Source organism: Streptococcus sp. DFI.7.26, assembly GCF_022240605.1.
Lineage (GTDB): Bacteria > Bacillota > Bacilli > Lactobacillales > Streptococcaceae > Streptococcus > Streptococcus xiaochunlingii.
Genome location: NZ_JAKOGN010000005.1, coordinates 59,307 through 73,026 on the forward strand (window position 1 = coordinate 59,307; position 13,720 = coordinate 73,026).

13 protein-coding genes and 1 riboswitch are annotated in these 13,720 nt (G+C 42.2%); of the genes, 12 read left to right on the top strand and 1 reads right to left on the bottom strand.

Annotated features, from left to right (window positions below; translation table 11 throughout):
- Nucleotides 1–36 precede the first annotated feature (36 nt).
- The 8 genes from copZ to L0M85_RS06145 all read left to right on the top strand — a co-directional run bounded on the left by copZ (nucleotide 37) and on the right by L0M85_RS06145 (nucleotide 6,798).
- Complete coding sequence (gene copZ, locus L0M85_RS06110) at nucleotides 37–243, top strand: copper chaperone CopZ (protein ID WP_048688240.1); 207 nt, start codon at nucleotides 37–39, stop codon at nucleotides 241–243.
- 237 nt (nucleotides 244–480) lie between these two features.
- Complete coding sequence (locus L0M85_RS06115) at nucleotides 481–1,743, top strand: UDP-N-acetylglucosamine 1-carboxyvinyltransferase (RefSeq protein ID WP_061564092.1); 1,263 nt, start codon at nucleotides 481–483, stop codon at nucleotides 1,741–1,743.
- A 12-nt stretch (nucleotides 1,744–1,755) separates the two neighbouring features.
- Nucleotides 1,756–2,307, top strand: a complete 552-nt coding sequence (locus tag L0M85_RS06120; RefSeq protein ID WP_238656674.1) for a GNAT family N-acetyltransferase — start codon at nucleotides 1,756–1,758, stop codon at nucleotides 2,305–2,307.
- Complete coding sequence (gene spxR, locus L0M85_RS06125; protein WP_006596063.1) at nucleotides 2,300–3,577, top strand: CBS-HotDog domain-containing transcription factor SpxR; 1,278 nt, start codon at nucleotides 2,300–2,302, stop codon at nucleotides 3,575–3,577. Before L0M85_RS06120 ends, spxR begins: the two co-directional genes overlap by 8 nt.
- An 18-nt stretch (nucleotides 3,578–3,595) precedes the next feature.
- On the top strand, nucleotides 3,596–4,456 hold the full coding sequence (locus L0M85_RS06130) for a methionyl aminopeptidase (protein WP_238656675.1): 861 nt from the start codon (nucleotides 3,596–3,598) through the stop codon (nucleotides 4,454–4,456).
- Nucleotides 4,457–4,544: 88 nt separating this feature from the next.
- Entirely contained in the window at nucleotides 4,545–5,513 is a 969-nt protein-coding gene (locus tag L0M85_RS06135; RefSeq protein WP_048688100.1) for a YihY/virulence factor BrkB family protein, read from the top strand.
- 116 nt (nucleotides 5,514–5,629) lie between these two features.
- Nucleotides 5,630–6,094, top strand: coding sequence for a MarR family transcriptional regulator (locus L0M85_RS06140; RefSeq protein ID WP_238656676.1), 465 nt, complete (start codon nucleotides 5,630–5,632; stop codon nucleotides 6,092–6,094).
- Nucleotides 6,091–6,798: a phenylalanine--tRNA ligase beta subunit-related protein gene (locus tag L0M85_RS06145; RefSeq protein WP_238656677.1), complete on the top strand. Its 708-nt coding sequence runs from the start codon at nucleotides 6,091–6,093 to the stop codon at nucleotides 6,796–6,798. The genes L0M85_RS06140 and L0M85_RS06145 overlap by 4 nt, the downstream gene beginning before the upstream one ends.
- 56 nt (nucleotides 6,799–6,854) lie before the next feature.
- On the opposite strand, the gene L0M85_RS06150 is transcribed toward L0M85_RS06145, so the two are convergent.
- Nucleotides 6,855–7,292: a GtrA family protein gene (locus L0M85_RS06150; protein WP_048688108.1), complete on the bottom strand. Its 438-nt coding sequence runs from the start codon at nucleotides 7,290–7,292 to the stop codon at nucleotides 6,855–6,857.
- 28 nt (nucleotides 7,293–7,320) lie between these two features.
- A riboswitch (PreQ1 riboswitch) is annotated at nucleotides 7,321–7,456 on the top strand.
- Between L0M85_RS06150 and L0M85_RS06155 the strand changes: the two genes are divergently transcribed.
- The 4 genes from L0M85_RS06155 (at nucleotide 7,454) to pulA (ending at nucleotide 13,414) form a co-directional block, all read left to right on the top strand.
- Nucleotides 7,454–7,963: a QueT transporter family protein gene (locus L0M85_RS06155; protein WP_048688111.1), complete on the top strand. Its 510-nt coding sequence runs from the start codon at nucleotides 7,454–7,456 to the stop codon at nucleotides 7,961–7,963. It overlaps the preceding riboswitch by 3 nt.
- A gap of 141 nt (nucleotides 7,964–8,104) precedes the next feature.
- Entirely contained in the window at nucleotides 8,105–10,063 is a 1,959-nt protein-coding gene (ligA, locus tag L0M85_RS06160) for an NAD-dependent DNA ligase LigA (RefSeq protein WP_238656678.1), read from the top strand.
- Between the two features lie 8 nt (nucleotides 10,064–10,071).
- Nucleotides 10,072–11,040, top strand: coding sequence for a diacylglycerol kinase family lipid kinase (locus L0M85_RS06165; RefSeq protein ID WP_048688118.1), 969 nt, complete (start codon nucleotides 10,072–10,074; stop codon nucleotides 11,038–11,040).
- A 76-nt stretch (nucleotides 11,041–11,116) separates the two neighbouring features.
- Nucleotides 11,117–13,414 (top strand): type I pullulanase, encoded by a 2,298-nt coding sequence (gene pulA / locus L0M85_RS06170; protein ID WP_238656679.1) that lies wholly within the window; start codon nucleotides 11,117–11,119, stop codon nucleotides 13,412–13,414.
- Nucleotides 13,415–13,720 lie beyond the last annotated feature (306 nt).

The window sequence follows — 13,720 nt, forward strand, 5'->3', positions numbered from 1 at the left end:
AAATTGCCTCCTCGAGTAAAAGAAGGGAAAATAATTATGTCAAAAACATACGAAATTAGTGGAATGAAATGCCAAGGTTGTGCCAATGCTGTCACTGAAAAATTATCCGCAGTAAAAGGTGTGGAAGAAGTAAGAGTCGATATAGAAAAAAATCAAGTAACCATTGAGGGGAAATCTTGGAAATGGTCCTTGAGCCGAGCTCTAAAAGGCAGTAAATACGAACTAGGAAATGAAGTGAAATAAACTCAGGAAAGGCGGTCCGAAAAGGGCTGCCTTTTTTAAAAAACAACAATTGAACACATAAATAAATTAGTCTTGCAAGCAAAAATATAAAAAAATAGTAAAACATATAGTTGAGGTTTTCTAAGGATTGGATTGACCGATCAAAAGATAAGAAGTAGTGGAAAATGAAGCGTTTTTATGATATAATAGATGCGGTAATTTTTTACCGAATGATTGAAAGAGCTTATACAAATTTACATGAAAAAAATTATAATTAATGGTGGTCGCCCTTTAAAAGGTGAGGTGACCATTAGTGGTGCAAAAAATAGCGTGGTGGCCCTTATTCCAGCGACTATTTTAGCAGACGAAATTGTGACCCTTGATGGTGTTCCAGATATTTCAGATGTGGCTAGCTTGATTGACATTATGACCCTCATGGGGGCAAAGGTGGAGCGAGATGGGGAGACTCTTATTATCGATCCACGTGGTGTACAAGATATGCCAATGCCATTTGGTAAGATCAATAGTCTTCGCGCTTCTTACTATTTCTACGGAAGTCTTTTGGGACGTTATGGCCAGGCAACTGTCGGTCTACCAGGTGGATGTGATCTAGGTCCACGTCCCATTGATCTGCATTTGAAAGCCTTTGAGGCGATGGGTGCTAAGATGACTATGGATGGTTCGAGTATGAACCTTTCCACAAATGGACAGCGTCTTCGTGGCGCAGCTATCTATATGGATACGGTTAGCGTTGGAGCAACTATTAATACCATTCTAGCAGCTGTTAAAGCGGAAGGTCGTACTGTTATTGAAAATGCTGCTCGTGAACCTGAGATCATTGACGTCGTGACCCTTCTCAATAATATGGGAGCACACATACGTGGTGCGGGTACAGATATCATTACCATTGAAGGAGTGGACTATCTCCATGGGACGCGTCACCAAGTGATCCCCGATCGCATCGAAGCAGGGACTTATATCGCTCTTGCTGCTGCTGTGGGAGAAGGGATTCAAATTACGAATGTCCTCTACGAACACCTAGAAAGCTTTATCGCTAAGTTGGAAGAAATGGGCGTTCGGATGACGATTTCTGAGGATAGTGTGTTTGTTGAAAAGCAAGAAAATCTGAAAGCTGTTCACATTAAAACCTCTCCTTACCCTGGCTTTGCAACGGATTTGCAACAACCCTTGACTCCTTTGCTCTTGACCGCTAATGGAAAGGGAAGCATCGTAGATACCATTTATCAAAAGCGGGTCAACCATGTGGCTGAACTGATGCGCATGGGAGCGACCATTGAAACAGTTGGTGATCGCATTGTTTACCAAGGACCAAACCAATTAACAGGAGCTCCAGTTAAGGCGACAGACCTGCGTGCAGGTGCTGCCTTGGTAATTGCCGGTTTGATGGCTCAGGGTAGAACGGAGATTACCAATATTGAATTTATCCTTCGCGGCTATTCGCATATTATTGAAAAATTGCAACAATTGGGAGCTGACATCGAGCTGATTGATGAAGCATAATGAACGATTTTTATGAACATTTGGACGCAACTAGCAGCATTTTCATGTTTTGAAACAGAGCGCCTCTTCTTGAGGCCCTTTCTATATAGTGATGCCGCTGACTTTTATACCATATCCTCCAATCCAGAGAATTTGCCTTTTATTTTCCCAGCACAAACGTCCCTAGAGGAATGCCAGTATGTCTTGGCGAATTATTTTCTAAAGAATCCTTTAGGAATATGGGCGATTTGTGACAAGGGAACAGACCGTGTGATTGGATCGATTAAGTTTGAAAAATTGGATGAAATTAAGAAAGAAGCTGAACTTGGTTATTTCTTACACAAGAACTATTGGGGTCAAGGACTCATGACAGAGGTTGTCAAAGAGATTACCTTTTTGTCCTTTCAGGAATTTCATCTCAAACAAGTCCGAATCATTACCCATGTTGAAAATATTGCCAGTCAACAGGTGGCTTTACATGCCGGTTATAGTTTGAAACGGCAATTCAAGGGGAGTGACCGCTATACCCGAAAGATGCGGGATTATTACGAGTTCTGCATAGATAGAGGAGATCTCAATGAGTAAACACCAAGCGATCTTAGATTATTTGGAGAAACTACCAATTGGCAAACGTGTCAGTGTGAGAAGTATCTCGAACTATTTGCAGGTGAGTGATGGGACTGCCTATCGGGCCATTAAAGAAGCTGAAAATCGTGGAATTGTTGAAACGAGACCTCGTAGTGGGACTGTTCGTGTCAAGTCCAAAAAGGCTGTCCTAGAACATCTGACTTTCCGAGAGATTGTAGAGATTACCGGTTCAGAAGTCTTGGCAGGAAAAGAAGGGCTGGAACGAGAGTTCAACAAGTTTTATATCGGGGCCATGACAGAAGAGCATATTTTAGATTATGTCTCTGAAGGTGGACTCCTCATTGTGGGAGACCGGACCAATATCCAACGTCTGGCCCTCCAACACGACAATGCTGTTCTTGTAACTGGTGGTTTTGACGTCGATCCTTCTATTTTGGAACTGGGTCGCAGTGGTCAAACTCCTATCTTACGTACCAAGCATGATACCTATACCGTGGCGACCATGATCAACCGTGCTCTCGCCAACATGCAAATTAAAACGGATATTTTAACGGTCGAACAAGTCTATTCGCCCATGCATGAATATGGTTTTTTACGGGAAACAGATACCGTACGAGATTATTTAGATTTGGTAAGAAAGAGTCGGTTTAGTCGTTTTCCTGTCGTCAATCAACACCAGATGGTTGTTGGGGTAGTGACCATGCGAGATGCCGGAGACAAGACACCCCAGACAACTCTGGACAAGGTCATGTCCCGTAGCGTCTTTACGACAAACCTATCCTCTAGTATCGCCAATGTCAGTCAACGCATGATTGCAGAAGATTTTGAGATGATCCCTGTTATTCGCAGCAATCAGACCCTATTAGGGGTTATTACTCGTCGTGCTGTCATGGACCGGATGAGTAAGGAGCAATTGTCGGGCTTGCCAACCTTCAGTGAACAAATCAGTCAAAAAGTAGTTCTGCAAGCCAATCATTTTGAATTGACGGTTGAACCGAGTATGTTAGAAAAGAGTGGTGTTCTCTCGAATGGCGTTCTCACTGAAGTTCTAACAACAGTCACTCGCCAGCTCATGATGAATTCTGGGAAAAATTTAATCATCGAACAGCTCTTGGTCTATTACCTCCAAGCTGTTCAAGTGGACGATACCTTGCGGATTGAAACGCGTATTGTCCGACAGACTAGACGATCGGCTATTATAGATTTTGATTTGTATTTGAATTTACAGTTAGTTACGAAGGCCACCGTCACTTTGAAAATTAATTAGAATGGAAGTAGGAAATAGATGATTACATTGAAATCACAGCGTGAAATCGAAGCCATGGACCGTGCAGGAGACTTTCTTGCTAGTATCCATATTGGCCTTCGGGATTTGATCAAACCAGGTCTCGATTTGTGGGAAGTAGAAGAGTATGTTCGACGTCGCTGTAAAGAAGCCAATGTCTTGCCCCTTCAGATTGGTGTAGAAGGAAGCTTGATGGACTATCCCTATGCGACATGTTGTGGGATCAATGATGAAGTGGCTCACGCCTTTCCTCGCCACTATGTCTTAAAAGACGGTGACCTCTTAAAGGTGGATATGGTCTTGTCTGAACCCTTAGACAAGTCTGTTGTTGATGTCTCAAAATTAGACTTTGATAATGTTGCACAGGTGAAAAAGTATACAGAAAACTACTCTGGTGGTTTGGCTGATTCTTGTTGGGCCTATGCAGTTGGGAATGTTTCCCAAGAGGTCAAAGATCTCATGGATGTCACCAAGGAATGTCTCTATAAGGGGATTGAACAAGCGGTTGTCGGAAATCGTCTGGGTGATATTGGAGCAGCGATTCAAGAATATGCTGAAAGCAAAGGCTATGGTGTAGTACGTGATTTGGTCGGTCACGGCGTAGGACCAACCATGCATGAAGAACCAATGGTACCTCACTACGGACGTGCAGGACGTGGCTTGCGCTTACGTGAAGGGATGGTCTTGACTATTGAACCGATGATTAATACCGGAACTTGGGATATCGATACAGATATGAAGACAGGTTGGGCCCACAAAACCCTTGACGGTGGACTTTCTTGTCAGTACGAACATCAGTTTGTTATTACGAAAGATGGACCGGTTATTTTGACCAGTCAAGGCGAAGAAGGAACCTATTAAAACAAGTAGAGAGGAAAGAATGGAGCTGAAGATAAATAACGGTTTCGCTCTTTTCTCTTTTTATGACTTTGTTTAGGGGAGGATAGATATGAAAAAGTTTCTAAAATGGCTAGGCCAACGACCGTTTATTAAGGGGTTCTTGCGCTTTTATATGGCCTCTGAATCGGACATCACAAGTATAGCAGTGGCCTATTATTTATTGATTTCCATTCTCCCTTTATTGTTGATTGCAGCCAATATCCTTCCTTACTTCCAGATTCGTCCGACTCAGATTTTGCTGACCTTGCGTGAAGTATTACCCGCCTCCATGTACCGCATTGTCTTGCAAGTTATTTCATCGGTGCTTACTAAGCCGTCTACTGGTTTGCTGAGTTTCTCCATCATTTCGGCTTTATGGGTCTCCTCACAGTGTATCGCTTACCTGCAGAGAGCTTTCAATAAAAGTTATGGAGTGGAGAAGGAGAGGGGGATTATCTGGGCGAGAATCTTCAGTATTTTGATTAGTTTTGCTCTGCAAGGTCTGTTCGGTCTATCTTTGGTTCTTACCATGTTTGGCCGGATGATTATTCGTTCTGTCTATGAGATTTTTAAGTTTGATGAAAGTATCTACCTTCGCCTCTTAAATATTTCAGGACCTTCGGTTTACTTCCTGCTCTTTTTAACCTTGCTCTTGCTCTATTACACTCTTCCCAATATCAAAATTCCTAAGTTTCGCTATGTCTTTCCGGGAGCCATCTTTGTGACAGCAGTCCTTTATTTGACCTTGAATATTTTCTGGAAATATGTCGACCACTACATCACGAGTTTCTTAGATGCACGTTTCTTCGGGTCAGTCCTTTTAGCGGTCATTATGTTCTGGTTTATCCTGGTAGCTAAAGTATTGATTATTGGCTGTATCTTAAATGCTAGTATTCAATATGCGATTGAAGCGAAATTTGAAACAAAAGATGGGGATGTGGTAGCCAAGTACAAGTCTTCTAAGGTAGCTTTTCACCAAAAGGAAGCTTCTCTCAAGCGTCGTTTCCATCTTAAAAACTTGAGAAAAAATCAGGACTGATGTTAAAGAATAAAATAGGAACAAGCCGGTTTTCAGCCGGCTTTTTGTTTTATATAAATTTAGTTGCATTTGCAATAAAAATGTGATAGACTCCTTATAAAGGAAAGGAGGAGCAGATGAAGGTTCTAAGAGAGATTGGCATCATAGCCCGAGCCTTAGATTCGATTGCCAATATTGAGTTCCGAGATTTGGAACTGGCAAGAGGCCAATACCTATATTTAGTACGGATCGGGGAGCAACCAGGCATCATTCAAGAGGAGTTATCCGATCTATTAAAAGTGGATCGCTCAACAGTAGCCCGCTCTGTTAAAAAATTAGCTGATAAAGGTCTCATCCGAGAATTAACTGATCCTTCAAATCAAAAGATAAAAAAATGGATTCTAACGGAAAAGGGACAAAAGCTTTATCCTTTTATCCTTTCTGAGCATGCTTATTCTGAGAACACTGCCTTAAAAGGTTTTTCAAAGGCAGAAATCCTTCAATTAGAAGAATGGCTTGCTAAAATGAGAGAAAACGTAGCAGCGGATTGGGAGCTAGTGAAAAAAGGTCAAAAAAGAAACTATAGTGAGGTAAAGAAATGAAATTTACAGTAGATCAAGCATTTTGGGATTTGTTTCCCCAAGCAAAAGTAGTGGTGATGACAGTAGAAGGTATCGACAATCATGTTGACGAGAGCAAGGATCCTTATTTTAAGGATCTGCTCGACAAGGGAGTCGCACGATCAAAAGAATATATTGATGAAGATCAGTTCACTGCTAGTCCAGTCGTTCAGGAATGGCGTCAGGCTTTTACCAAATTTAAGACCAAAAAAGGTGCACGTTCGTCAATCGAAGCCTTATTGAAACGTGTGTCGCAAGGACGGGAGTTTTATCCCATTAATCCTTTGGTTGATCTCTACAATAGTGTTTCGCTAGCCTATGCTATCCCCTGTGGTGGTGAAGATATGGAAAAGTTAGCTGGAGGCTTATCTTTAGGAAAAGCCAAGGGGGGAGAGCCATTCTTCCCGCTAGGAGCTGAGGAAGACGCTCCTGCTTTGCCGGAAGAAATTATCTATTATGATCAAGAGGGAGCTGTTTGCCGTTGTTTAAACTGGCGGGAAGCTCAAAGAACCATGCTGACAGAAGAAACGCGACAGGCTATTCTTGTGATGGAGGCAGTGACTGAAGAGCAAGCAGGACGGGCCAAAGAAGCAATGGACGAATTAAAAGGCTTGGTCAAGGACTACTTTGGTGTGGAAGGAAAGATTGCATATTTGAGCGCCCAAGTATCTAGTCTAGAAGTATAAAAAAATACCGTCAGAGACCATATGAGTTCTGACGGTTTTTCTTAGTTATTTGGAACTTATTTCTTATTTCGGAAGACAAAAAGTTTACTGAAAACATAGTTCAAAATGACGATCATAAATTGGGCGGCAAACGTTTCGATGGTATTGATAGCCGTCCGATTCATATTGACAAACTGACCGATGATTTGCGGATACTGGGTTACAAAGATGGTGGTCATCAAGAGGTCAAGCACCAGAGTTCCCATTCTAGCAAAAGAGAAAACAATCAACCGTTTCAACCAGCCTTTTCTTTCTTGTTTAAAGACAATCGTATCATTGGTAGCAAAGGCAAAAAGAATTCCTGCAATATTTCCAATTAAGGTAGCTAGTTGTTCTTGGTCTGTCAGTTGGAAAACAATCAGCCGAGTAGCAACAGAAACAATCGTTGTAGCAACACCAAAGATCAGGTAGGCTAAAATTTCATTATCAAAGATTCGATTAAGTAGTTTTTTCATACAATTAGTCTATCATAATTTCCTTATTTATGCTATACTTATAAAGTTGATTTGTTGCTTTGAAATCTATTAGTTTGGGTCATCGGCAAAGATCAACCCTTGGTGCTTAGCTTCTTTCACCAAGCATATTAGACGCGGTAAAACCGCTAAAGGAGAAAACGATGAAAAACTATACTGTTCGTGACTTGGCACAGATTGCCCTAGTTGCAGCTCTCTATGTGGCCTTGACCATTACGCCCCCGTTGAATGCCATCGGAAGCAACGAGATCCAATTCCGTGTTTCTGAAATGCTCAACTTCATGGCTTTCTACAATCGGAAATACATTTGGTCTGTTACCATTGGGTGTATGATTTCTAACTTCATGAGTTATGGAATTATCGATTTGATCGTTGGTGGTGGATCTACCTTGGTCTTCGTAACACTTGGGGTTTACCTATTTAAACGATTTGAAAAGGAAGAGCTCTTTAATGGATGGATTCGCAAGGATCATTTCTTATTTTCAATTTTCTTTGCCCTCTCTATGTTTACGATTGCCTTAGAATTGCATATTATAAACGAAACACCATTCTTCTTGAATTGGTTGACTACTGGTTTGGGTGAATTCGCTTCTCTGATTGTCGGAGCGATTCTGATCAAACGAATTTCAAATCATATTGATTTAACTCAATAAATTAAGAGTCTGAAGCCTTGCTTCAGGCTTTTTTTGCTAATTGAAGTAGGATTTCGGACGGGTAGTAAAAAAATGCTTTTTTTTCTAGTGGGAAGTAGTCAGACAGGCCACAGTAAAGCGTTTTTATGGTAAAATAGAAGTATGGAAACCAGAATAAAAGAGTTAGTAAATCTACTCAACCAATATGCGGAAGAATATTATACCAAAGATGCTCCCTCGGTATCTGATCAAGAATATGATCGTCTATACCGAGAACTTGTAGAATTAGAAGAAGCCTATCCAGAACTAGTCCAACCCAATAGTCCAACTCATCGGGTCGGAGGAACCATTCTCAAAGGATTTGAAAAATACCAGCATACTTACCCGCTTTATAGCTTGCAGGACGCCTTTTCTTATGAAGAATTGGTGGTCTTTGACCAACGGGTTCGAAAGGAATTTCCATCTGTCACCTATGTATGTGAGTTAAAAATAGATGGTCTATCTATTTCACTTTCTTATGTGGATGGCGTCCTCGAAACTGGTGCTACGCGGGGGGATGGGAGTGTTGGAGAAAATATTACCGAGAACCTCAAGCGAGTTCGCGATATTCCTCTAGTTTTACCGGAACCTCTTACATTAACCGTTCGCGGAGAATGTTACATGCCCCGTGCGTCTTTTGATGCTGTAAATTTGTCCCGTCAAGAAAATGGGGAAGCAGAGTTTGCGAATCCTCGAAATGCTGCAGCCGGTACTCTAAGACAGTTGGATACGAAGATTGTTACGGAGCGCAAGCTCGCGACCTTCCTCTATCAGGAAGCTAGTCCTACTGACCAAGCGACCCAAGAGAAGGTATTAGCCAAATTAAACGGACTCGGTTTTGTCGTCAATCCTCATCACAAGATAGCGACTAGTATCGAGCAAGTTTGGACCTATATTCAAGAAGTGGCAGCCATGCGAGACCAGCTTCCTTATGATATCGACGGGGTCGTGATTAAAGTAAATGATCTAGCTGTTCAAGAAGAACTTGGTTTTACCGTCAAGGCTCCCAAATGGGCAGTGGCTTACAAATTCCCAGCTGAGGAGAAGGAAGCAAAACTCTTGTCAGTTGATTGGACTGTCGGTCGGACAGGAGTGGTGACACCAACGGCTAATTTGACTCCCGTTCAGCTGGCAGGGACGACTGTTAGTCGTGCTACTCTCCATAATGTGGATTACATTGCTGAGAAAGATATCCGCAAGGACGATACGGTTATTGTTTATAAGGCCGGGGACATTATCCCCGCTGTCTTGCGTGTTGTCATGGATAAGCGCATATCGGAAGAGAGATTAGAGATTCCGTGTCACTGTCCGAGTTGCGAGAGCGAGCTCCTTCATTTTGAAGATGAAGTGGCCTTGCGTTGTATCAATCCTCGCTGTCCGGCTCAAATAAAAGAAGGACTCGCTCACTTTGCCAGCCGTGATGCCATGAACATTACAGGCTTGGGGCCAGCAGTGGTCGAAAAACTGTTTGCTAAAGAACTGGTTCAAGATGTAGCAGGTATTTATCGGCTAACCGTCGATGACCTCTTGCAATTGGATGGTTTTAAAGAAAAATCTGCCCAAAAATTAGTAGATGCGATCCAGACATCGAAGGGAAATTCTGCTGAAAAACTATTGTTTGGTCTGGGAATTCGTCATGTGGGAAGTAAGGCTAGCCAGCTCTTGCTCCAGGAATTCCATTCCATTCCAGCTATAGCAGATGCAAAGGTTGAAAAGATTGCGGCGATAGACAGTTTAGGAATGGTGGTTGCTGAAAGTCTTAAGCGTTATTTTGCCCAGGAAGGCTCTCAACTTCTTTTAGAAGAGCTTAAGGATGCTGGGGTAAACTTAGATTACCTTGGACAAAAGGTTGCAGCAGATGCTCCTTTGTCCGGTAAAACAGTTGTCTTAACTGGTAAACTGGAACGTCTGACACGTTCGGAAGCCAAGGCTAAATTAGAAGCCTTAGGGGCTAAAGTCACAGGTTCCGTGTCCAAAAAAACTGACCTATTAGTAGCAGGTAGCGATGCGGGAAGTAAATTAAGCAAAGCGCAGGAATTATCGATTGAAATACAGGATGAAGCCTGGCTTGAAAGTTTATAGAGGCATGTATGGAAAATAAGATTAAAAAAGCACGAGTGATATATAATCCGACCTCTGGTCAGGAAATCATTAAAAAGAATATCGCAGAAGTTTTGGATGTGTTAGAGGATGTTGGCTACGAAACAAGTGCCTATCAGACCACTCCAGAGCCCCTTTCAGCTCAATTAGAAGCAGAACGAGCTGCAAAAGCTGGTTTTGATTTGATAATTGCTGCTGGAGGAGATGGAACCATTAATGAGGTTGTCAATGGGGTTGCTAGCTTGGAACACCGTCCAAAGATGGCTTTTATTCCAACTGGAACAACCAACGATTATGCTCGTGCACTGAAGATTCCAATGGGAGACCCAGTCGCAGCTGCACGGATCATTGAGAAGAACCAAACTATTCAAATGGACATTGGCCGTGCTTACGGAAGTAAATATTTTATCAATATTGCTGCAGCAGGAACCTTGTCCGAATTAACCTTTAGCGTTCCAAGTGAAGTGAAATCACGCTATGGCTACTTTGCTTATGTGGCCGAAGCTGTGAAAAAATTTCCTAAAAATAAAACCCGCAAGGTACGGATTGAACACGACAATGGGGTCTATGTTGGACCAGTTTCTCTTGTTTTCGTAGCATTGACCAATTCAATCGGTGGCTTTGAAAGTGTGGCACCAGATGCTAAACTTGATGATGGGAACTTTACCTTGATCTTAGTCAAAACAGCTAAATTATTTGAAATGCTGTCTCTCATTATGCAAGCTGTAAATGGTGGGAAACACGTTAATGATTCAAATATTGAATACCTCAAGACCTCTAAATTAAAAATTGAAGTTTTGGATCAGAAAGAAGAGTTCAAGATTAATTTAGATGGCGAATACGGCGGAGATACACCGGTAGAACTGGAAGTTTTCCACAATCACTTAGAATTTTTTGCCAACATCGATGAAATTAATGACGATGCTCTGGTCCGTTCAGAATATAAATCAGAAGAATAATGGAGAATCATTGCTGAGAGTGGGTAATGCCAGTTTCTTCATACATAGTTAATTAGGAAATAGGAAATACAATACGATGCATCAGTATCAAGTGAAAATCCACTACCATCATCCCGTAGGTGATTATTTCGCCCGTGATATGTGGAAGTGGCATGAAGGAGTATGGGGAGAGGAAGTCTCTTTCTCCAAGCTCGATTATTTTGGAGTTGAGGGGCTCCTAGTTTATAACTGTGAGACACCTCAACACATTGGCCATGTCATCATCAAGGAAGGAAACTGGCTTAGTCAGTCGGATGAATACCATATTGAGCTTTTACCAGAAGGGAAAGTGCGGGAAGTCTGGTTGATTCAAGGAGATGACACCGTTTATTATTCCTTGCAGGCTGCAATGACCAGTCATGAATACAGCCGTCGGAAGCCACGCGCTTTTGATATGGCGACGCACTATCAAGAATTTGATGCCAAATGGGGCTATCAGGGTTGGTTGGGATATCGCCAGCAAGATGATGATTACCGCTTTAAACTTTGGGCGCCTACTGCCAATAAAGTAGACCTTCTCATCTATGATTCTGTAGCCAATGACAGCAAGGTCTGGAAGATTGTCCCAATGGTTCGTGGTCAGAGAGAATCTAGCGACCATGTTCGCAATAACTGTGGTGTCTGGTATGCGGATGTCATGGGAAACCTCAGTGGACTAGCCTATCAGTATAAGGTTTATTTTGATTACCATACAGAGATTGCGCGTGATCCTTATACGATCGCTACCAGTGAAAATGGGAAAAAGTCTGCCATTCTTTCTCATCAGGATTGCATCTTCCCTGCCTTTCAGTCAGAAGCTTATGAAAAGGCTGACTGGCGTCTGGATAATCCTTGTCAGGCGGTTGTCTATGAAATGCATGTCCGGGATTTGACCATCTCTCCGACTTCCGGGGTGGATGATGCCTATCGAGGAACCTACCGAGGAGCTCACCAGACTGGGACGAAGAACGCCCAAGGAGATGCCACAGCCTTTGACTATATCAAGGAATTAGGGGTCAATGTGGTCCAACTGCAACCAGTGACCGACCGCTATAAGACCTATGATGAAGACGGGAATGTCCTCTACAATTGGGGCTACGATGTGCAGAATTACTCTGCTCCAGAGACTAGTTACTCGACCAAACCTCACGATCCTAAGACCACCATGCGTGAGTTAAAAGAAATGATACACGCCTATCATGAAGCGGGTATTTCGGTAGTCATGGATGTGGTCTATAATCATATCTATTCGACAGAAGATGGAGCTTTCCAAACAACCGTTCCTGATTATTACTACCGGATGAATCCAAATGGATCCTTCCAAAATGGTACAGGAGTTGGGAATGAGACGGCCAGTGAGCATGAGATGTACCGCAAATTCATGATTGATTCCTTGACGTATTGGGTAAAAGAATATAAGATTGACGGTTTCCGCTTTGACTTAATGGGGATTCACGATGTGGATACTATGAATGAAATCCGTGAAGCCATGGACGCAATTGATCCACGGATTCTCCTTTATGGAGAAGGTTGGGATATGGGGTCAGGATTGGCTCCGGAAGATAAGGCCAAAAAGGACAATGCTTATCAAATGGCCCAAGTCGGTTTCTTTAATGATACCTCTCGAGATGCCATTAAGGGAGCTGAGGTATTTGGTTCCATCAAACGTGGCTATGTTAGTCGCAAGTCTACAGAAGATATCATTGCGCGCTCCGTACTTGGAAGTGCAGAGTTGGGATCCTTCCTAACGCCAAGTCAGGTCCTCAACTATGTAGAAGCCCATGACAACTACAACCTCTACGATTTACTTTCTTATGTCCATCCAAATGATTCTCAGGAAAAAATTAAGAAGCAGGTAGAAATGGCGACAGCCATGAATCTCCTCTTCCAAGGGATGGCCTTTATGCAGGTTGGACAAGAGTTCCTACGAACCAAACTAGTTGCAACGGGCGAAGATGGAGAAGTGACACCTCAAGATCGAGAACGGGCCATGAATTCCTATAATGCGCCAGATGCTGTCAACCAAGTCGATTGGGATTTAGTATCTGTCAATAAGGATACAATCGAATATGTGCGTCAAATCATTCATTTGAAGAAGACCCTACCTGCCTTGTCCCTCGAATCTTATGAGGAAATCTACCAACATGTCTTCGTGCATACAGCAGATATGGGCAGTGGTGTTGTTGTCTTTGAATTGACCTGGGATAAACACTATTATGTTATCTTTAACACCAGTGGACTACCATTCTATCTCCAGAACGCAAATCATCTTGAGCTCCTTGTTGGAAATAGCCGAAACAAACGTCCATTCTATGTAGAGAATTTAACAGCTTCCATATTTGAATGGAAGAAATAAATAAAAAAAAAGATTGGGATTTCCTAATCTTTTTTCAAATAGAAGATAATGTCCTCTTAAAAACTTTCCTTAGGTGAGTACGGACGTCAGCGAACTTCTCTGAAGTTCCAAGACTTAGTTTTGAACCTAAAGTTTCAAAACTCCCGAGTACTTGAAACACTATGTTTCAAGTACTTTTCTCACAGCGGAAAGTTTTAGATTTGCTTTAATAATCCAAGGTAAAAGAAGTGTTTTTTGAAAAACAGTCCAGCTTCCTTAAAGTAAAAACAGTTTGTCTATATTCAAAAATAAGATTGGGAGGTCCCA